General features: G+C 40.3%; 15 protein-coding genes and 1 pseudogene. 5 read left to right on the forward strand and 11 right to left on the reverse strand.

All coding sequences use genetic code 11. The annotated features are described in order from the left end of the window. Nucleotides 1-30: 30 nt before the first annotated feature. Nucleotides 31-1284 (forward strand): Nramp family divalent metal transporter, encoded by a 1254-nt coding sequence (locus tag CTY47_RS13805; protein WP_099465516.1) that lies wholly within the window; start codon nucleotides 31-33, stop codon nucleotides 1282-1284. On the opposite strand, the gene CTY47_RS13810 is transcribed toward CTY47_RS13805, so the two are convergent. Then, nucleotides 1271-1924 (reverse strand): DedA family protein, encoded by a 654-nt coding sequence (locus tag CTY47_RS13810; protein ID WP_099465370.1) that lies wholly within the window; start codon nucleotides 1922-1924, stop codon nucleotides 1271-1273. The genes CTY47_RS13805 and CTY47_RS13810 overlap by 14 nt on opposite strands. A 111-nt stretch (nucleotides 1925-2035) precedes the next feature. Here CTY47_RS13810 and CTY47_RS13815 point away from each other — a divergent pair, with 111 nt between their 5' ends. The 3 genes from CTY47_RS13815 (at nucleotide 2036) to CTY47_RS13825 (ending at nucleotide 6235) form a co-directional block, all read left to right on the forward strand. Next, complete coding sequence (locus tag CTY47_RS13815) at nucleotides 2036-3778, forward strand: glutamine--tRNA ligase/YqeY domain fusion protein (RefSeq protein WP_099465371.1); 1743 nt, start codon at nucleotides 2036-2038, stop codon at nucleotides 3776-3778. An 82-nt stretch (nucleotides 3779-3860) separates the two neighbouring features. Beyond that, a complete protein-coding gene (locus tag CTY47_RS13820; RefSeq protein ID WP_099465372.1) occupies nucleotides 3861-5309 on the forward strand; it encodes a CDC27 family protein in 1449 nt (482 codons plus the stop codon). A gap of 14 nt (nucleotides 5310-5323) precedes the next feature. Further along, complete coding sequence (locus CTY47_RS13825; protein ID WP_099465373.1) at nucleotides 5324-6235, forward strand: DUF368 domain-containing protein; 912 nt, start codon at nucleotides 5324-5326, stop codon at nucleotides 6233-6235. Nucleotides 6236-6475: 240 nt separating this feature from the next. On the opposite strand, the gene CTY47_RS13830 is transcribed toward CTY47_RS13825, so the two are convergent. The 9 genes from CTY47_RS13830 to CTY47_RS13870 form a co-directional block, all read right to left on the reverse strand. Continuing rightward, nucleotides 6476-7390 (reverse strand): hypothetical protein, encoded by a 915-nt coding sequence (locus CTY47_RS13830; protein ID WP_099465374.1) that lies wholly within the window; start codon nucleotides 7388-7390, stop codon nucleotides 6476-6478. Between the two features lie 27 nt (nucleotides 7391-7417). Then, the gene (locus CTY47_RS13835; protein WP_099465375.1) at nucleotides 7418-8692 is read right to left on the reverse strand and encodes a porin family protein; all 1275 of its coding nucleotides are present in this window, start codon (nucleotides 8690-8692) and stop codon (nucleotides 7418-7420) included. 2 nt (nucleotides 8693-8694) lie between these two features. After that, on the reverse strand, nucleotides 8695-9240 hold the full coding sequence (locus CTY47_RS13840) for an RNA polymerase sigma factor (RefSeq protein WP_099465376.1): 546 nt from the start codon (nucleotides 9238-9240) through the stop codon (nucleotides 8695-8697). A gap of 74 nt (nucleotides 9241-9314) precedes the next feature. Next, nucleotides 9315-10496, reverse strand: coding sequence for a TolC family protein (locus CTY47_RS13845; protein ID WP_099465377.1), 1182 nt, complete (start codon nucleotides 10494-10496; stop codon nucleotides 9315-9317). Between the two features lie 3 nt (nucleotides 10497-10499). Then, entirely contained in the window at nucleotides 10500-13607 is a 3108-nt protein-coding gene (locus tag CTY47_RS13850) for an efflux RND transporter permease subunit (protein ID WP_099465378.1), read from the reverse strand. A gap of 11 nt (nucleotides 13608-13618) precedes the next feature. After that, complete coding sequence (locus CTY47_RS13855; RefSeq protein WP_099465379.1) at nucleotides 13619-14821, reverse strand: efflux RND transporter periplasmic adaptor subunit; 1203 nt, start codon at nucleotides 14819-14821, stop codon at nucleotides 13619-13621. Between the two features lie 110 nt (nucleotides 14822-14931). Next, a complete protein-coding gene (locus CTY47_RS13860; protein WP_099465380.1) occupies nucleotides 14932-15324 on the reverse strand; it encodes a DUF6769 family protein in 393 nt (130 codons plus the stop codon). A 65-nt stretch (nucleotides 15325-15389) separates the two neighbouring features. Further along, nucleotides 15390-16358, reverse strand: coding sequence for a FimB/Mfa2 family fimbrial subunit (locus CTY47_RS13865; protein ID WP_143813398.1), 969 nt, complete (start codon nucleotides 16356-16358; stop codon nucleotides 15390-15392). Nucleotides 16359-16369: 11 nt separating this feature from the next. Then, entirely contained in the window at nucleotides 16370-17758 is a 1389-nt protein-coding gene (locus tag CTY47_RS13870) for an Mfa1 family fimbria major subunit (RefSeq protein WP_233202198.1), read from the reverse strand. A gap of 261 nt (nucleotides 17759-18019) precedes the next feature. Between CTY47_RS13870 and CTY47_RS13875 the strand changes: the two are divergent. Further along, nucleotides 18020-18980: pseudogene (locus CTY47_RS13875) on the forward strand (hypothetical protein). A 103-nt stretch (nucleotides 18981-19083) separates the two neighbouring features. Here the strand turns inward: CTY47_RS13875 and CTY47_RS13880 are convergent. Then, the gene (locus tag CTY47_RS13880; protein ID WP_233202199.1) at nucleotides 19084-21312 is read right to left on the reverse strand and encodes an alpha-amylase family protein; all 2229 of its coding nucleotides are present in this window, start codon (nucleotides 21310-21312) and stop codon (nucleotides 19084-19086) included. Nucleotides 21313-21434 lie beyond the last annotated feature (122 nt).

Consider the following 21434-nt stretch of genomic DNA (forward strand, 5'->3'; position numbering starts at 1 on the left):
AGAAATCAAAAACAGCTACATTTGAAAAACATGAATATACTTGACAAACTAAAGAAAAATCATCATCCCAGCTCAGGCGCATTAGATCTATTAAAATATATTGGCCCCGGACTTCTGGTTACCGTAGGTTTCATCGACCCGGGAAACTGGGCAACCAATCTGGCAGCAGGTTCCGAATTTGGTTACGCATTGCTTTGGGTCGTAACCTTTTCTTCCATTATGCTGATCATTATACAACATAACGTAGCCCATTTAGGAATTGTCACCGGGCTTTGCCTTTCGGAAGCAACCAACAAATACCTGCCGCGTATTCTGAGCCGCCCGATTCTGGGTTCAGCTATGCTGGCCAGTATTTCTACATCATTAGCAGAAATACTGGGTGGCGCAATCGCTTTGCGTATGTTGTTCAGTATTCCTATAAAAATCGGCTCTATAATCGTAACGGTTGCATGTATAGCCATGTTATTAAGCAATACATACAGCAAAATTGAAAGATGGATTATCATGTTTGTTTCCATAATCGGGCTATCATTCCTTTACGAACTTGCCTTGGTGGATGTACAATGGGGCGAAGCAATTCAAGGCTGGATAAAACCATCTTTCCCCGACAATTCGTTACTTATTATCATGAGCGTATTGGGTGCTGTTGTAATGCCCCATAATCTTTTTCTGCACTCGGAAGTGATACAAAGCCGTGAATGGAACTTGGAAGACGAAACTGTCATCAAAAAACAGTTGAAGTATGAATTTTACGACACTTTATTATCTATGGTAATTGGCTGGGCTATCAACTCTGCTATGATTATACTGGCCGCAGCAACTTTCTTCAAGCAAAAAGTTGCTGTAGATGAACTGGATCAGGCACAACAATTACTAGTACCGCTGGTTGGTAGCAACGCCGGCGTTATTTTTGCAGCAGCTCTGCTATTAGCAGGTGTCTCTTCGACCATTACTTCGGGTATTGCCGGAGCCTCTATTTTCGCAGGATTCTATGGAGAACCATACAATCATAGCGATCTGCACTCCAAGTTGGGTGTATTGCTATCCTTCCTTCCTGCCCTACTCATCATATTTGTGATCGGAGACCCGTTTAAAGGATTGATTATATCACAAATGTTCCTGAGTATACAATTACCGATAACGGTTTTTACACAAGTCTATCTGACTTCCAACAAAAAAGTTATGGGAGTTTATGCAAACAGCCGTTCCACTATGGTTATTTTACTACTTCTGGGCACAATGGTAACAATACTGAATATTGCATTGCTTATCAGTCTCTTTTAGCTTTCAGTTTATTCCGGAGTATTTCAATTATACCAGGTAAAACAGAAACAAAAATAATAAGAACAATAAGCAATTCGAGATTTTCTTGCACAATCTCCAATCCACCAAAGAAATAACCGGCATAAGAGAATAACGTAACCCAAATAATACCGCCTACAACATTGTACAGGGCAAAATGGCGATAAGTCATCTCCCCCATACCAGCAACAAAGGGCGCAAACGTACGGATAACAGGAACAAAACGAGCCAGAATAATCGTTTTTCCGCCATGGCGTTCATAAAAAGCATGCGTCTTTTCCAAATAGCTCTGTTTAAATATCTTCGATTTGGGATTACTAAACAATTTCTTGCCGAAAAAACGACCGATCAGGTAATTGGAAGCATCTCCCAGAATAGCAGCTATAATCAACAACAGAACTATCAAATGAATATTGATCCGGTTCGCAGGCATAGCAGCCAGGGCACCTGCTACAAACAATAAGGAATCACCGGGAAGAAAAGGAGTAACAACCAAGCCTGTTTCACAAAAAATAATGATAAACAAAATGGCATAAACCCAAACACCATACGTAGTTATCAACTCTGCCAGATGCGCATCGATATGTAAAACGAAGTCAATCAGAAAATTCAACAGCTCCATATCAATATCTATTATTAATTAAGCAGCAAATATAGGAAAAAGGAGGCATCATTATGTAAGCAGCAAAGAATTCATTACCTTTGTTCCCTTATTGGAAAAATACATAATAATATGAGCGACATCAGTACAAACGAAGAAGAAGGTAAAAAAAGCTTGAACTTCATTGAAGCAATGGTTGAAAAAGATTTGGCTGAAGGTAAGAACGGAGGACGCGTTCAGACTCGTTTCCCGCCGGAGCCGAACGGCTATCTTCATATCGGACATGCTAAAGCTATTTGTCTGGACTTTGGTATTGCAGAACGCCATAACGGCGTGTGCAACCTCCGCTTCGACGATACCAATCCTGTGAAGGAAGATATGGAATATGTTGACTGCATTATGGAAGACATCAAATGGCTGGGTTTTCATTGGAACGAAATATATTATGCCTCCGATTACTTCCAGCAATTGTGGGATTTCGCCATACAATTGATCAAAGAAGGAAAGGCCTATGTTGATGAACAAAGTGCCGAACTGATCGCCCAACAAAAAGGAACTCCCACACAACCGGGAACCAATAGTCCGTATCGTGACCGCCCGATAGAAGAAAATATGCAACTATTCCTGAAAATGAACAGTGGCGAGCTGGAGGAAGGTTCAATGGTATTGCGTGCCAAAATAGACATGGCAAACCCCAATATGCATTTTCGTGATCCGATTATTTACCGTATCATCAAGACTCCGCACCATCGTACGGGTGATAAATGGAAAGCTTATCCGATGTACGACTTTGCACACGGACAAAGCGATTATTTTGAAGGGGTTACACACTCATTATGTACATTGGAGTTTGTACCTCACCGTCCGTTATACGACTTATTCATTGATTGGTTGAAAGAAGGTAAAGATTTGGACGACAATCGCCCGCATCAGACAGAGTTTAACAAACTGAACCTGAATTACACGTTAATGAGCAAACGTAATCTGCTGATTCTGGTAAAAGAAGGATTAGTGAACGGTTGGGATGACCCGCGTATGCCTACTATCTGCGCATTCCGTCGACGTGGTTATTCTCCGGAATCGATACGTAAATTTGTAGACAAAATAGGTTACACTACATATGATGCCCTGAATGACTTTGCCCTGCTTGAAAGTGCCGTTCGCGATGATCTGAATGCACGTTCAACCCGTGTATCCGCTGTTATCAATCCGGTAAAACTAATCATCACCAATTATCCGGAAGGACAAGTGGAAGAGATGGAAGCAATCAATAATCCGGAAGATCAGTCGGCAGGAAGCCATCACATTGAATTCAGCCGCGAACTATGGATGGAACGTGATGACTTTATGGAAGATGCACCGAAAAACTACTTCCGAATGACACCTGGACAGGAAGTTCGTTTAAAAAATGCATACATCGTAAAATGCACAGGTTGTAAGAAGAATGATAACGGCGAAATCGTAGAGGTATATTGCGAATATGATCCGAACACCAAAAGCGGCATGCCTGACAGCAACCGCAAGGTAAAGGGTACATTACACTGGGTAAGCTGTGCACATTGCCTACCTGCCGAAGTGCGCTTATACGACCGTCTGTGGAAAGTAGAAAATCCGCGTGACGAACTAACTACTATACGAGAAACAAAGGATTGCTCTGTCTTAGACGCAATGAAGGAAATGATCAATCCGGACTCTTTAAAAATATTGACAAATTGTTATGTAGAGAAATACCTGGCAAATGCTAAGCCTTTGGATTATCTACAATTCCAACGTATCGGTTATTTTAATGTAGATAAAGACTCTACACCTCAAAATCTGATCTTCAACCGCACTGTATCTCTGAAAGATACATGGTCGAAAATCAAAACTAAATAAAAATGATGAGTCAATTCTTCAATATGCCAATGTACCAATAATAACTTTATTGGCATATTGGCATTTAACTAAATATTAAGACATGAAAAAAGACGATATCTCACGCTTATTGCAACGTTATCTGGATACTCGTGATTCAGGCAAAGAACCTTATTTTGATGCCGACGAGATTGATGATTTGCTTGAAAGCTTTGAAAAGTCTGACGATTACGCCTACTATGATGAAATACTAGAGCTTGGCCTAAAACTTCATCCAAACAATACAACCCTGAAAATCAGAGAATGTAGGCGATATGCATATAACGATAACTACGAAGAAGCCTTAGCACTCATCGAAAACATTGGTGAAACGAATAATGAAGACCTGGATATTCTACGAATCGAATGTTATTGCTATACAGATCAATCGGAGAAAGCTATTAAATTCGCTAAAGATCTTATTTCAAATGACTGCGAATATTCTGAAGCCATCTTCGAATGCATTATACCAATATTAAACGATCTGGATTTCCAGAAAGAAGCCCGTGAATTTCTGGAGCTTGGTTTAACAATCTTTCCAGATAACCAACTTCTTAAAAATGAATTATGTTTTTTATTGGAAGCCGAAGGAAAAATACAGGAAGCAATTGATATATGCAACGAATTAATAGATAAGAATCCATATTCCAATGATTACTGGTTCACATTGGGACGTTTATATTCCATGATTCCTGATTATGACAAGGCTATCGAAGCATTTGACTTTGCTCTTACCTGTGATGATTCGGATCCTGAATTAAAAGTATTAAGAGGATACTGCCTCTATATGAACGAGAATTACGAAAAAGCACTGGAAGCATACAAAGAAGTAATAGACAGCGAATCTTTTTACAGGGTAAAACCTCTTATGGCTGAGTGCTATGTTAAATTGGAAAGGTTTGATGAAGGCTATAAATTATTAAAAGAAATTCTAAAGCAAACCGATACAGAAAAGGATCCTTCTGTCTACGTAAACTTTATCCGTTGCTGTCTGGAAACCGAAAGGGAGAAAGAAGCTACATCCATGTTGAATAAAACAATCAAACTTTTTCCTGATAATGTACGGATACTGTCCCTTTTGGCTCTTACCTATCTGGAAAATGATCATGAAGAACAAGCACTACAAATAACCGACTATTTGTTCAAAGCTATTGACTCTGCAGAAGAAGAAGGTACTAAAGAAGGATGTGACAGCCTTTTACGGGCAGGTCAATATTTATACCTGAAAGGTGATATAGAAAAAGCATTACTCTATTACAAAAAGATCTTACAACGGAACCCGGATATACCTCATATGAATATCCACATGGCTATGGCTTATTTATCATTGGGAGATATCAAGAGATTTCAGGAATATTATGAACAAACATCTCCTGTGGAAATGATGAATTTCCTGAAAAAATCAGGTATAAACCTTGATAAAATAGATTTGAACAATCCGTTTATCAGCCGCCACATTCCGCCGGAAGACCTCGCAAAAGAATTTTTAAAAAACAAAGACAACAGTAACTAACAAATTAATTAAAAATGGACAGAAATCTAAAAGACTACGGTCTCTTGGTTCTTAAAGGCATGGGAATGGGCGCAGCAGATGTAGTACCCGGTGTCTCAGGAGGTACAATAGCCTTTATTGTTGGTATTTACGAGGAACTGATCAATTCTATCAAAAGTATCAATGGAACTTCATTAAAATTATTATTTACAGGAAAAATTGCCGCTTTCTGGAAAGCGATCAATGCAAACTTCCTGTTGTCTATTGTTGCAGGTATCGGCATCAGTATATTCTCATTAGCCAAGCTTATCACCTATTTATTGATTTACCATCCTATTTTAGTTTGGGCATTCTTCTTTGGCTTGGTGTTAGCCTCAACCTGGTTTGTTGCTAAAGATATCAAACAGTGGAATTGGAAAACCATCCTGAGCTTCATCAGCGGAGCTATTATTGCTTATTATATAACTGTTGCGACGCCTGCTGAAACATCCAACAGCCTGCCTTTCATCTTCCTTAGTGGAGCAATAGCCATCTGTGCCATGATATTACCAGGTATTTCCGGCAGTTTTATTCTTGTATTGATGGGAAAATATTTCTATATAATGGAAGCTGTAAAGACATTCAATATTCCGATAATGCTTACATTCATCTGTGGAGCAATCATAGGTATCACTTCTTTTTCAAGAGTATTGTCTTTTGCTCTACGTAAATTCCACGATATTACAATTTCCGTATTAGCAGGATTTATGCTAGGTTCGCTTAATAAAGTATGGCCATGGAAAGAAATAATAGAAACTTATACCGACAGCCATGGTGAAATCAAACCATTGATAGAAGCTAATATTATGCCCAATCAATTAGTATGGGAAGCTATAGGTTTGATGATACTTGGATTTGCATTGGTTTATTTTCTCGAAAAATTATCGATGAAAGGAGCAAAAGTATAATACAAAAACCTCTCTCTTATACTCACGTACCAGAGAGAGGGCTGTTTCTCTTTAGAGAAACCATCAATTATGTTTTAAACTTCATTGTTTATAGCAAATAGTATGCCAAAACATATAACACGCTATCATACAACAAAGTAAATATATATATTCACTTTGTTTATTGTCTTATTATTGGACACTGGCGTAAAAATATTTTACAATTCCGGACATTTATTGAATAGCACATCTATTTACAGGCTATTGCCCTTCCATTACTATTTCTTCTACATGGCGCATTCCTCCTTCATATTTCTTTCCGACTTTCGTATAGCTATATATTCCGGAATCCGTCATGACAGAATAGATTAAAGCCTTACCATCCAGAATAGAATCATTAATCAGGAACAATGAATGGCGTACTGTAAAAGTCGCCTCTTTTGCTACATATCCTTTCGAATATTCGGCCACCAGCGTATTGGCACTTCCGGCGTCAATACTGCCATAGTAAATATAAATACATTCATCCATAGATGTATGGAACGGCCAGCAATTCACATCGGCAGGACGAACCGTCACTTTGCGAATCTGCAAATCCAAACCTGTCTTATTAACCAGTTTGATATCCAGAATGGAAGTGGCATGTTTCATCGTTATCACCGTCCCGTTTACAGTATCTATTTTAGCTGTTCCTACCATAAGATCGTCATAACGGAATACTTCGGGAACAGAGTCTGTCCTATACTGCCGCTTCACATAGTTGAACCGTAACATGTCCATTGACGTTCGGAAAATAACCAGAGAATCATCTCCTTTTACCACGAGGCCTTTAACAACACCAAGGTCCGTTCCTATTCCATCTGTCAGATAGAATAACCTTCGCGGGTCTATAACCGAAGTTCTTGTCTTTGCAGTAGTCGATTTGAAAGAAGCATCAAAAGCCTCTTTCGTTTTCATAGAATATCCCAGAATACGATGTCCTTCATTCCATTTGGAGACAAAATGTACAGCAGGATCGGTTGTTGTATTTTCCGTCAACCGGACATTCAGATCAACACTTACCATCCCCGGCGCCGGTTTGGGAGGTATTGGCGGTGGAAGAGGCGACCAGGTATCTTCATTGTTACAAGCGGACATAAGAATGGCCGTTGCTGCCAAAAGCATCACTTTTTTCATGTTTCTATTATTTAAGATTAATACTGTCTAATAAGAGAGCCGCAAACCCAATTGCAAGCCGAACATCCAGGGACGTTCGTTCCGGATAGTCGGCATATCATCGCCTGTATCAAAATAGTAGCCAACTCCAGGTTCCATGTATAATGATAAAGGATGAATCAGTTTAACTTCTGCTCCAATCGCTGCATTGACAGAGAATTGCCATCTATTCATCTCCGGTTTTGTTATTTCGTGGATAATGCGGCGTTTGGCCGACACACAATATTCGGTCAGTAAGCCACCTGAGAGATACATAGAGAAAATACCTTTCCGGTAAACAGTCCCGTTCGCCTTCAGCGGAATACCAAGATAATGGATACGTTGGTCTCCTATATATCCTTTCGTACCGGACTGCTTAATATCGGAATAAAGGAAAGTATAGGTCAATCCGCTCTCTAATCCGAAACGACCTGTAATGTTTTTTTTCACAGAAAAACCTACAGACAAAGGCATACGGTGCACATATTCATAAGATGCGTTTCTCATTTGAGGCAGTCTTTGTTCAGCTCTGGTTGACAATAGAGTTGCCGACGGCTCAATTTCAGGATTATCAGGTTTTTCGTCAGGATTGTCAGGATCGTCTGGATTCTCAAAAGGAGGTTGCATATCGCCCGGAGAATTACACATATCATCATTACTAAACATATTCATTCCGCTGACCGTCTTGCCGCTACCACCACCCACGCCAAATGACCACCCTTCGGATTTCTTTTTCCGGTTCTTTTTATTTTGGTCTACAACTTCTTTTGATAATACCTTTTTGTGTTCCGGTTCAGGTCCAGCATCAGAACGCTTTGACTTCTGAGTCTTTACAGGTACTTCTTTAGAAACAGCCTCACTTTCTTTTTCCAATTCAGGTTTAGAGAGAACAAGCTCTGCTTCTGCAATTGCAGGAGACTCGGAAACTACAGATACAGACGTTATCTGACGTATCAAATGTTTACGAACAGGATCATTAGAATGCTGCGGTAAAGCAGAAGGCTTTTCCATAACCGGATCGTTCTTCTGCTCTACAACCTTCACTGGTTGACTATCTGAGACAAGTACCGCAGCTTCTTTTGGTAAAAACATAGGTATAGAAAGAAGAACACAAACTAATATCGCTGCAGCTACCGCCCACCGGCGATAGTTCAGACGACGAACTACAACAGGTTGAGGAACTAGCTCCTTCTCCAGCCTATTCCATCCGCCATCCCGTAACGGAAGATGAAATTCATCTTGCCGTTCACGGTATATATGCAATATGTCGCGTTCCTTATCCATCGTTATTCTATTCTTTTTAATTCTTCCCGGATCCGGGTAGCCAATATTTTACGTGCCCTGTTTAATTGTGAAGCAGATGACTTCTCATTTATATGCAATTGTGCCGCAATTTCTTTATGCGACCAATGCTCAAAAACAAACAAGTTAAATACTGTACGGTAGCCATAAGGTAAATCCGTAACAAAGCGCATAAGAATATCCATTGAAAGATTGCATGCATCAGGTTCCGGTTCATTTGGCAAGTCATACACTTCATCCAAAGATATACCCTGGCGCAATAAATCCTTTCTGCGCAGATATTCCAAAGCCGTGTTTGCAAACACCCTACTTAGCCAGGCACGTAAACTGCCCTCGCCTTTATATGTAAAAGAAGAAATGGAAGAAAAGACTTTAAGAAAGCCATCATGGAGGAGATCGTGCGCCACATCAATGTCGCCGGCATATCGGTAACAAAGGCACAACATCTTTTCCGCATAAAGCTCATATAGCTCTTTGTGGGCCTGATTATCTCCCACCCTGCATCTGTCCGTCACTTCAGACTCACTCATCTCTCTTTATATAGTGCTTTTATATAGTAAATGTAATGATTCCTGAAATACTGCATGCAGGGTGGAAAAATATTTTATAATTTATATTTATACAACTGAGCCATTACTTTTTGGTATTCGTTCTGCAACTGCATATAGTTTTGCATACTCTGGTAATAAGTGGTTACATCCACAAAATACTCAATCATGGAAATCTGTCCGGATTGAATGGCCTTATTCAGCAATGCCAAGTTATTCTGACTATTGAGCACCTGATCGTATTCATCTATTGAAGTCTTCAACGCAACCGATTGGTTATATAATTGATACAATTCGCTCTCCACCGAAGAAGTAGTACTCTCCAATTGCAAGTCGGCATACAAGCTCTGCGCTTTTGCCTGCTTCACATTGTTCCGATTAGAAAACAACGGTATGGATACTCCTACCAAAAAGCCATTAAAGCGTTCTCCGCCGGTAGCCGTATTCAAACGATAACCCAACTCAAAACCCGGCAAACCTTTTGCTTTGTTTACGCTAATCTGCCGTAAGGCCGTTGCCTGCGCACTCTGCAAAGAAAGCAGTTGCGGATCAGCCTCCATCGCTTCCAGCTTCAAATCTTCAAAAGAAAGAATGTCTGAAACCGAAGCATATTCCGTATCAGTAAAAGAAATGGGAACGCCACCATTTAATGTTGCCAATTCCTGCAGCTTTGCTATACGCGCAGATTCATTCAGACGAGCTTCATTTTGTGCATTCAGGAGTTCCAGATCAATCTTATTCGTCTCCAGAATATTTGCATCACCTGTTGTAAGACGCGTCTGATACAACTCGGATAACTGTTTGGCATTCTGCAAACGCGTTTCCAATAAATTCTTTTGTTGATTAAGCAAGATCAAATCCAGGCAAACCGTTTTTGCCTGCAATAAGATTTGTTGACGAACCCCGGCATGTTGCCTATCCATTCCAACCGATTTCGTTTTTGCCAGCTTATTCCTCTGGGCATAAACCGAAGGAAAATCGAAAGACTGTGATGCAACCAACTCTCCTTGGATCCCCATACCTTCCCTATTACCGTATTGATGTACATATGATACCGAAGGGTCAGGCAGGTTATTATCCAATTTCGCTTCCAGCTTCATTGCTGTCGTAAGTTGGCTGTTTGCTTTCAAATCTTTATTATTCTCTTCAATACTGCGGAGAACATAATCTATAGAAGTCTGCGCCGAACCTGAAAAAGCCACAAAAGCCAATGAAGCTATAATAATATATCGTTTCATAATTTATTCCTTATTCTTATTCATCAATAAATAAACAATCGGTATAATGAATCCGTTCAGGAAAGTAGAAGTCAACAAACCTCCCAGAATCACCCTGGCCATCGGACTTTGGATTTCATTACCCGGTAAATCGCCATTCAACGCCAATGGGATCAAAGCCAGCGCCGAACTTAACGCAGTCATCAGGATCGGGTTCAAACGGTCCAACGATCCTTGTATAACAGCATCTTTCAAAGCATAGCCTTCGGAACGTAACTGCGTATAATGACTTATCAATAACATTCCGTTCCGTGTTGCAATACCAAACAGCGAAATGAAACCGATAATAGCCGGAATACTGATCTCACCTGAAGTAAACCACAGGATAAAAACCCCACCTATCAAAGCCAAAGGCAGATTCAACAAAATAACGCCACTTTCTTTTGCATCCTTAAATTCATTATACAATAGCAGAAAGATAACCAAGAATGATATAAACGATGTAAATAACAATGTACGGCTAGCCGCTTCTTCACTTTCAAACTGTCCGCCATATTCAATATGGTAACCTTCCGGTAACTTGATGCTCTGCTCAACTTTTTGCTGTATATCGTTTACCACACCGCGCAAATCGCGACCGGAAACGTTAGCACTAATTACAATCTTACGCTGCACATTCTCGCGGTTAATTGTATTAGGCCCGGTTACCGAACGAATATCAGCAACATAACTCAACGGTACTTTTTTACCATCCGCGTCAATCATCAGGTTCCTGATGTCTTCCATTGTTGCGCGACTGGCATCCGAAGTCTTCACGGTCAAATCAAATGTCTTACCATCATCATAAACCTGGCTGACAACTTCTCCACCCAGCATCACATTAACATACTCTTCAAACTCGGGAAGAGGAATACCAAACTTGGCTAACAACTCACGTTTTGGAGTGATAGTTAACTGCGGACGTTCTATTTGTTGTTCCACTTTCAAGTCCACAAGCCCGTTTATACCTTGAACGGCATTTTTAATCTGAGTACCGATTGCAAACATCTGGTTCAGATCCGTACCAAACAACTTGATTGCAATATTGGCTTCCGTCCCCGAAAGCATCGCATCAATACGGTGTGAAATAGGTTGCCCTATCTCTACATTAGCTCCACTAATAGTGGAAAGTTTCTTACGAACATCGTTCATTACCTCATCACGGCTACGGTCTTTCAGCACAAACGGAGCCTCTATTTCGGAAACGTTCACACCTAAAGCATGTTCATCCAGCTCTGCACGACCGGTTTTGCGTGCTACAGTCTGTATCTCAGGAACCTGCATCAATAATTCCTCCGCACGCCGTCCCATACGATCCGATTCATCCAAAGAAACACCTGGCAACGTACTCACATTAATGGTAAACGAACCTTCATTAAACGGAGGCAAGAAGCTACGCCCCAAACTAAAGAACACAATCAGTGCCACCACAAAAAGCGCCAACGTAGATCCTACTACTATTTTCCAATGAGTTAACGCACCTTTCAATGCACGGCCGTAAACAACTTTCAGTTTTAGTGCCACCCAAGATTCTTTCAAAGCTGCAGCACTACTTCCTTTAGAACTATTCAGCAGATAACTACACAAAACCGGAGTTAACGTCAGTGCAACTACTGTACTGGCAAACAGCGATACAATAAAGGCAATACCCAGAGGAATCAACATGCGGCCTTCCATTCCATGCAAAAAGAACAAAGGCACAAAGCTGACTACAATAATCAGCGTGGAGTTCAATATCGGCATACGTACCTCACGAGATGCGTCAAAAACAACCTCCAGGATAGAACGTCTCTCTCCTTCAGGTAATAAACGATTCTCACGTATCCGTTTATATACGTTCTCTACATCCACAATCGCGTCATCCACCAAAGAACCGATAGCGATTGCCATACCACCCAAACTCATGGTATTAATCGTCAGCCCTAAGTAATGGAGTACCATAATAGTAACCAATAATGAAAGTGGAAGTGCTACCAGTGAAATAACTGTTGTACGTACATTCATCAAGAAAATAAACAGCACGATGATAACAAAGAAACTTCCTTCAAACAAGCTATTCTTTACATTATTGATAGAATTATCAATGAAATGGCTCTGACGGAAAATATCCGTTGAGATATGCACGTCAGCAGGCAAGCTTTTTTGTAAGTCTGCAATAATGCCATCCAATTTATTTGTCAGGTCTATTGTACTTGTATTAGGTTGCTTGGTAACAGTGACCAGCACAGCCGGCTTTGTACGTTCCGAAGCCAAACCTAACTTCGGGCTCTTACCACCTACTTTAACAGTAGCAATATCCTGTAAAGTAACCGGATAACTATCCACTGTCTTAACCACACCTTTGGCAATTTCATCTGCTTTAGCAGTAGAAAGAACACCACGGATGATATATTCATTATCAAACTCATACAACACGCCTCCATTAGCATTCCGGTTCATATTGCGGCAAATAGTCAGTACTTCATCCAGACCAACGCCGTAAAACTTCATTTTATCGGGATTCAATAAGATTTGGTATTCTTTAATATCACCGCCTATAACAGCAACCTGAGCAACACCTCCTGTAGATAGCAAACGAGGACGGATCGTCCAATCGGCAATTGTACGCAAATCCATCTCGGTAGTAGGCACAACTTCTTTCTTCGTACTGTCTACTGTGAGTCCTATAATCATCATCTCTCCCAAAATTGAAGATTGCGGACCTAGTGTAGGTTTACCCACATTCTCAGGAAGACTTTCACCTACAACAGCAAGCTTTTCAGATACAATCTGACGGGCACGGTATATGTCTGTCCCCCAATCAAATTCCACCCATACAACAGAAAATCCTGTCGTAGAAGACGAACGTACGCGACGTACGTCCATTGCCCCGTTTACTGCAGTTTCTACTGGAAATGTAACCAAACGTTCTACCTCTTCGGGTGCCATTCCGTTTGCTTCCGTCATAATAACAACAGTCGGAGCGTTCAAATCCGGGAACACATCCACATCCGTATTAAACGCAGTGTAGGTTCCGGCAACCATCAGTAACACGGCACAAACCAAAACAACCAGCCGATTATGCAGCGAGTAATATATAATTTTATTCAGCATGACTATCGGATTTAATGACTATGAGAATGTGCCGGAATAGCATTGGAAGCCGAAGCCAGCTTAATTTGATATGCACCTTTGGTTACCACCTTATCTCCAGGTTGCAAACCGGAAAGGATTTGCACTTCCGAACCATTGTCCGCTCCAAGGGTAACCGCTTTCTTCAGATAACCTTCTTCATCCAAACGAACATATACAGAATAAACGCCCTGTTCTTCTATTAATGCAGACACTGGTACACTCAACACATTTTCCATAGGAGACGATAGCAGATAAATTTCCACAAAAGAACCGGGAATAACGGCTCCTTTATTATCAAATTCAAATGTTACAGGAACATAAAAAGAATTTGAATCAGACGATTTACCATAGGAAAGCAAACGTCCGTGGAGTTCGGATAATTTGTATGTGGCATTATCATACGGAGTACGGAAATTGGCCGACGTAATAGCCGGCAGCTCGTTGTAATACTTTTCCGAAACTTCGGCACGCAACACCAAACGGTTGTTTTGTGAAATCGTAACAATAGGCTGACCTACGGAAACATAATCGCCCTCCTTCACCTGTATATTTTTTAGATAACCATTGATTGGAGAAACCACAGATACTCCGTTTGCCGTTTGTTTGCCGGCCACAGCTTCATAGGCCACCTTGGCATTCTCATAATTCAAACGGGCCTGTTCAAAATCTTTGGCCGAAACAATCTTATCGCCAACCAATTGCTCCATACGCTCATATTCTTTCTTCGCCGTCTCGTAAGCATACTTAGCTTTAGCAGCTATATTACCATCGGAAATGCCACTGGAAGCAAGACTCAGGATAGCCTGGCCTTTACGTACAGATGTTCCGTCCACAAAAGGAAGACTGCCCAACGTAACGACACCGGGCACAGTAGCAACCACTACCGATTCGTCTCCCTGAGCCGCCATCACGCGTCCGCTCGTCTTAATAACATTGGTAAACGGGGCAAGCTGCAAATCTATTGTTTCCAAACCAACGGCTTCTGCCAATGCCTGCTTAAAGATCACCTCACCGGGAGTATGTTCGCCGGCAGCTTCTTCGTGTTCATAGTCGTGCCCTTCTTCGTTTTCATGGTCATGGGCTTCTTGTTCATGTGAATGATCATGTCCCTCATGTCCGGATTGTGAAGCATTTCCTGCACATCCGGCAAAAATGTAGGCGCAAAGCACCCACAAGATTGATATCTTTTTCATAAATGTAATTTGTTTTTGTGCTTATTATTATGGAAGGAAAAAACAATCCTTCCGGGAGAAAACAAAATTTCTTTCGAAAGAAATTTAAATTTCATCCGAAAAAATTTATTTTAGCACATAGGAGGGGCACGCAGTCCGGAAGCCGATACGATCCACGTATCGTGCAGCGATTCTATATAGACTGCACTTTCTTTATGGAAAGAGCAATCACATAGGAGCGGTTCGGGAGGATTTACATAATCAAACAACACTAACAGGGGGAAAAGATGCATATTGGCATCCATATCTGTTACGTGCAATTGTAATGATGAGAAAAAGGCAATGTTGTGTCCGTCACAACAACATCCGTGTGTCGTATTGGCATGATGCGATTCTGCCAACGATTTGTAGCAAGGAAATCCGTCTTCATGATGATGATGCGGAACTATTACCGACATCAACAGCACGATACCTGCCAGAAGCATCACATATCGAATAATATATTTCTTTGTCTTTTTCAACATCGCAACAAAGATATAAAGTATTTTTCTTATTTGAAAGAGATACAACTATATTCGTAAATTCCTCATTATAAATCGCCCTCCTCCTCTTTCAGTTCCCAACCATTGATTTTAATGCTTACAGGCATATAGCCGTCTCCAAACGTAATTTCCACCGTAAAATCATGATCATAAACAAAATCGACATCAGGGTATTTTTCAAGAAGAGCTCCCATCAGGTTCTCGTCATATCGTACATCACGGGAAACATCATCGACAATCCGCAAACGAGGTTCACGACCGGGAAGCAAACGCATAACCGTAAAATCACCTACCAATTGTCCTTCTTCATTACCTGAAGCTCCATAATCAGGGTAATAAGTTAATTTATTGTCTGCTGCAATTGTATGATAAAAATCACATTTGCCATTATTATCTTCAATATACATGGAATAACGCCTGTCCGGATTCAAACCATTTACGATTACACGAATGTCATTTGTTGTACGATATAAATCGACTGGAACAACTGTTATACTTCTTTTTTCAATATGTATAGCCTCATGAATCCCATGGTACAATAAATGAGATTGACAATTTATAGTGTTATCTTCTTCACGATTCAATTGCAGCCAAGCATTTTCTATCTTCGTTTCATCCGGGATAAACGAAACAACAGAACAAAGATTTTCCATTAAACCAGCCCATGCAACAAACTGGTATGTGCCTTCTCCCAACTGCAGACCCAATTCATATCCGTTACTCAACGAAATAGATTTGCAATCAATCCTATCCAGATAATATCCGTCTTTATCAAATATAAAAACAGAAACACAGTCAACTTCCGGAGGTTGTATGCCCGTTGGCTTATCCGGCGAAACTGCATACCGAAACTTGAGCACCACATCCTGCGGGCACTCGTCCAAGCCGTCGCGGATACATCCCGTGAAAAAGCTCAGACTTATTAGCACCGACAAGAGTATGGCAAATCTGGCTGATAAACCAGTATTAGGCTGAATAGCATACGGTTTCATTTCTATCCTTTGTTCTGTTGCCAAATCAAGTATAATTACAAGTCATGATTTTCTTCTATTAAATTCCATGGATTTACTTCTATATCTACAGCAATCCACGCATCAGTTGAGATCGGTTTTCCGTCATCAAAATTATCTCCCGGATTACCCGGAGCTTGAATAGAATTGATTGTAACTTTAAAATATTGATTACGGTATACATTAAACGGAGCATAAGGAGCAGCAGTTGCATTTGCATTCACAAACACATGATAATAACATTTACCTCCAATATATGTATAATTACTCACATCATAAGGTCCTGTCAGTGACGGCATACCATTCGCCCCGGCAATACACAGGTTCGCAAAAGCCGTGGCCACGGCATCGTCTGCAAAATAATTGGCAACCCCGTCATTTGTCCGTACTACATAGAAATTAGAATTTGGAGCTGAGCTGTTATTAACCGTTTCAAAATCTGCTCCTGTTTGAGGTGTGCTGACTCCGCCTTTCAAGGCAATTACTTTATCAGGGCGGAAGTTTCCCGAAATGCTCAGGTAAGTAGCTTCGTCAACAGTTATAGAAGGGGAATAATCAAATGTGTTTTCTAAAGCATACGAAAACTCTGTAGCTGCTACTCCATTATCATTTACAGCAATTTCATCCGTACCGCGTACAAAATAATCAACAGGAACAGTAAAATGATCCCAGTTATAATCCTTTATAACTCCACCATCTACTTTCTGAACAAAATAAAATTTCGAATTTATATTACGCCAACCATAACTAAGATTACTCATTTCGCCTCCGCCATTTACTACAAAGCCAGAACCTTTAAAGACGGCAGCTTTCGCAACAGTACGGTCTACACTTAATTGTATGTGTGCCGCCTCTGCTTCTGTTTCCGTATCAAACAACGCGTTTTCAGGAGTTACCACAGGAAATTTATCGTTGAACATAACAAAGCCGTTTGTTCCGTCTGTAAGTTGGGCCACAGTTTGCGCAAACTCACGATAGTTAAAAGCACCAAAACCGGTCGACGTAATTTCTTTTACTATATCATTATTCAGGTTAACACCGACAAAAATATGTTTATCGGCTTTTTTGGTTTTAATAGCTTTACTGGTTTCCCAGACATTAGAGGTTCCTTGTTTTAGGCCAAGTGTCCCTCCGGATACACTAAATTCTGCAACAGTAGGCGCATACGGAGCTACAACATCATACATAAACACATGAAGCGAGGTTACCGTGTTTTCCTTAGCAACTCCGTCATCCGTAGCACGCGTTATAGCCTCCGAAAATGGAACCGAAATGGAAAATGCAGCATAGGCATCAGACGCATTGCTGTTTTCATTCCCATCTCCACCCGCGTTTATGGGATCTTCTTCATTGCTACATGCAACAAAGCTCATGGCGACAAAAGCCATTACTAAATACTTGTTCATTTTCATCTTTCTTTCATATTAAAATTATACATTCTTATTCAACATTACAAAGTTATGTCCGCTCATTCAGGTATTTGTAGCTAATAAAATGTATCACAGAAGAAATAAGTTTCTAGTTTGACAAGTATCCAAACAGGTTGGCTTGTAAAGCGAAACTTTATCCGGTAAAAAAGATAAAGTTTGCGTTTTTCGAAACAAACGGATTGTAGTTTTGTTTATTATAAATATAATAGTCAACAAATTAACAGAGGAGTCTTACAAATGACAATCGACGTATTAAACAACGGGTTAATTGAAGCAATGAAAGAAAAAATACCCGATGGAATAAATTTAGCCAACACTTTAATGGATATTCTGTACATCGGGAAAGAAGCTGTCTACCGGCGTATGCGTGGAGAAGTACCTTTCACATTCAATGAAGCAATCATTATTTCACGAGAACTAGGTGTATCTTTAGACCACATAGCCAGTAGTAGCGCACAAGGCAACGCTATGTTCAATCTGAATATAATACACCATGCAAACCCGATAAAAAGCTATTACACAATTATCGACCATTATGTAAAAATATTCAGGGCTTTCAGAGATAATCCCGCAGCAGAACTAAGTACGGCATCCAATATCATACCTCAGACTTTTTATCTGAAATATGACAATTTATCACGCTTCCGGCTTTTCATGTGGATGTATCAGCACGAAAAAGTAAATTGTATCAAAAAAATTTCGGAACTGAAATTGTCCGACGAGTTGATTAATGCCCAGAATGATTTTATCTATGAAACACAACGGATTCATACTACAAATTATATATGGGATAGCATGATGTTTTTTTCGCTTGTGAACAATATAAAATATTTTGTAAGCATACACCTCATTTCAGAAGAAGAGCTTTCATGCCTGAAACAAGAATTATTGGATTTACTGGATAAACTGGAAGAAGTTGCAACCAAAGGTAAATTCAATACGGGAAAAGATGTACATATATATATCCAACATAAGTTTTGAAGCAACTTACAGCTATTTCGAAGCTAATAACATCCAATTGAGCCTCATTCGTGTATATGCAATCAACTCTCTTACCTCAATGGACAAAGATTTCTGCGATTTACAGAAAGAGTGGCTGCAATCTTTAAAGAAGTTTTCCACTTTGATTTCGGAAAGCGGAGAAATGCAACGTATCCTTTTTTTCAAAGAACAGAGAGAAATCGTCAATTCTTTATAAAAACGAACAGCTATTTAAATCATCCCGATCATTTGCAAAAAAGATCGGGATGATTTTATAAAATGATCGGGGCGATTTATAATAAACAAAAGTGAAGCTTTAATCAAAGCAATCCCAGTGACTTTCTGAATAAAGAAATGGCTTCTTCTACAGGCAAGTCAATATCCAGGAATAAACGTCCGGCAGCAGGTATAACAACCTTACCATCTTTTTCACGTATCGGGATTCGTTTACCTATAACATCCGACAAGCGGATTTTACGTTTGTCTATATCCAACACCACTTCTCCACTTCCCGACATATGCCAATACACAATACATGTTTTACCATGTTTCTCAAAAACAAATGCCCGGATAGGAAGCTCCGCATCTGTAGTTATTTGTTTATAAGGATATAAGTCATACCGCCCGCCCTTATCCTTTAATAAGATATATTCCTGATCAAGATTTTTCAGCATTTCTTTCTGCGCTTCGGTAAAAACTCCCTTCAACTTGGCCTCCTCCCACCAGCGAATAACTTGGAGGTTATCATCCGTACGAGGATGTTTCCGCAGATCATCCAGGTTACCAACCAATGAAATAGGACTATTCCATGCAACCGCATGGCTACATATATATTCATACATATCAGGCTGCATGCCGATTGTTTTCTCCGAAGGAGCAAGATAATTTACCCAACCAAAATTGACCGATGTAAAATCTTTTGCTATCTGACGTGCCGCACGCGTTGTATATTTCTTCATTGCAGGACGAATACGTTCCGGCGGAAAAATATCGAAAGCATTTCCACGGCTCAAAATATGCCATCCGTAATGCGACTTCAAAGCGCCTTCAGCATATAATGGTTTTGGATTTAATTCATTATAAACAGCCAATTGGGAGCGGGATACATTATACCAATAAGGCATAGGAACATCTTCGGCGCCATCAAAATAGACAAAGCGGAAACCGGCACCTTCATATATCTGCCCTAACCTTTCAGCTATTTCTTTTTGTAAACCGGTGTTCTGATCTACACGGACAAATAAAGGCCAGTCGTCTACATCCAACAGCCCGAATCTTTCGCCTTTATCATAAACACGGGGAACAGAGCCGCCTACACCGCGCGTACAACCGGTTAACTGATATGGAGGAGTGGTAGTAAAGCCTGTATACAATATCAACTCCTTTCCTATCTGAAGCAATGTACGGTTCTTTTCCATTTGTATTCCTTCCGGATTCTCTTCTATATAAAGAACTGTAGAAGTAGAATCGGCCGGACGCGCCAAAGTAAAATTACGCACATGGTTAAAGCGCGTATCCGGATTATCCCCCATTAAATAAGGATCATCCCGTCCAACCTTTGAGTAATGCAAATGCAAACCCGGGATCATTCCGGCTTTATATATCTTGTCTGTTATTTCTTTCAGGTCTTTCATTCCGTTCGGATATTCCTTGCGCCAGGGATAGTGGCCGCAAGATTTCGCAAAGTCTACATAATAAATAACAATGGTTTTAAAACCGCCTTTTTTCGCGAAAGAGATATGTTCATCTATATTTTCAGTCGTCACATTTCGCAATTCATAATAAGAATAAGGATATTCCTGGCGAAGCCGGCTTTCAACACCCAACGGCATATTGTAATCGCGCTCCAACCGGTCAATACATGGCAACAACCGGTCTTTTGACGTGGTTATCAATGCAGCACCAGCTCCAAACAATTTCACCTGATAGTCAAGGCCTGCATATAAGTTAATTGCATTTTTTTGTTGAAAAGCATCAATACGGGTACACGGAGAAGTTGCAAGAAGGTTCACAGCCACGTCTCCATCCCATACAACATTTAGCCATTCACCGAAATTTTCACGTTTACGAACAGGCAATTGCATAAGAGTAAATTCATCGATCTCTGTTTTGCGTTTTACTCCAAAATCTTCAATACGGTAATCAATCTTGTCGAGAGTAAAATGGATATAGTCATCCGTAATATGCATCGGTATATAAGCAATATCATATGTATCTTCAAATTCAACCCGCAAGGTATCTCCAATCCGTTCTACTTTGTTTGAAGGAAAAGTGCGGGGCTTGGCCGGAAACATAAGGAAGTTCTCATTATCATAAGGCCTATATTGAGTTATAGCACAAACCGGGAGTTCCGACTGAGTATCCAGACATTCCTGGCCGCTGGATTTATGTATCAAACTACGTGCCTTGCCATCCGAACTGATGACCAGACGCATCTGACTGTTTTCAATAACAATATCCGAAGACTTACCGGTTATCGCATTTGTGGTAACCGAATAAAAAAGAAGGCATAAAATAGCCGGAAAAAGATTCATTAGTCGACTCTTCATAATAGTGGTTTTAAACATATTCCTAATCTGGACGCCGGTTTTTTAACCGGACGAGACAAATATAAATATAAAATTGGCTTTAGCCAAACATTATATGAATGCAGCTAAAGCCAATATATCAT

Source organism: Parabacteroides provencensis (genome assembly GCF_900232875.1).
Lineage (GTDB): Bacteria > Bacteroidota > Bacteroidia > Bacteroidales > Tannerellaceae > Parabacteroides > Parabacteroides chinchillae.

What these genes read in the sequence shown, in the direction of transcription:
- CTY47_RS13805 (WP_099465516.1), top strand. Translation starts at nt 31, where the DNA reads ATGAATATACTTGACAAACTAAAGAAAAATCATCATCCCAGCTCAGGC.
- CTY47_RS13810 (WP_099465370.1), bottom strand. Translation starts at nt 1,924, where the DNA reads ATGGAGCTGTTGAATTTTCTGATTGACTTCGTTTTACATATCGATGCG.
- CTY47_RS13815 (WP_099465371.1), top strand. Translation starts at nt 2,036, where the DNA reads ATGAGCGACATCAGTACAAACGAAGAAGAAGGTAAAAAAAGCTTGAAC.
- CTY47_RS13820 (WP_099465372.1), top strand. Translation starts at nt 3,861, where the DNA reads ATGAAAAAAGACGATATCTCACGCTTATTGCAACGTTATCTGGATACT.
- CTY47_RS13825 (WP_099465373.1), top strand. Translation starts at nt 5,324, where the DNA reads ATGGACAGAAATCTAAAAGACTACGGTCTCTTGGTTCTTAAAGGCATG.
- CTY47_RS13830 (WP_099465374.1), bottom strand. Translation starts at nt 7,390, where the DNA reads ATGAAAAAAGTGATGCTTTTGGCAGCAACGGCCATTCTTATGTCCGCT.
- CTY47_RS13835 (WP_099465375.1), bottom strand. Translation starts at nt 8,692, where the DNA reads ATGGATAAGGAACGCGACATATTGCATATATACCGTGAACGGCAAGAT.
- CTY47_RS13840 (WP_099465376.1), bottom strand. Translation starts at nt 9,240, where the DNA reads ATGAGTGAGTCTGAAGTGACGGACAGATGCAGGGTGGGAGATAATCAG.
- CTY47_RS13845 (WP_099465377.1), bottom strand. Translation starts at nt 10,496, where the DNA reads ATGAAACGATATATTATTATAGCTTCATTGGCTTTTGTGGCTTTTTCA.
- CTY47_RS13850 (WP_099465378.1), bottom strand. Translation starts at nt 13,607, where the DNA reads ATGCTGAATAAAATTATATATTACTCGCTGCATAATCGGCTGGTTGTT.
- CTY47_RS13855 (WP_099465379.1), bottom strand. Translation starts at nt 14,821, where the DNA reads ATGAAAAAGATATCAATCTTGTGGGTGCTTTGCGCCTACATTTTTGCC.
- CTY47_RS13860 (WP_099465380.1), bottom strand. Translation starts at nt 15,324, where the DNA reads ATGTTGAAAAAGACAAAGAAATATATTATTCGATATGTGATGCTTCTG.
- CTY47_RS13870 (WP_233202198.1), bottom strand. Translation starts at nt 17,758, where the DNA reads ATGAACAAGTATTTAGTAATGGCTTTTGTCGCCATGAGCTTTGTTGCA.
- CTY47_RS13880 (WP_233202199.1), bottom strand. Translation starts at nt 21,312, where the DNA reads ATGAAGAGTCGACTAATGAATCTTTTTCCGGCTATTTTATGCCTTCTT.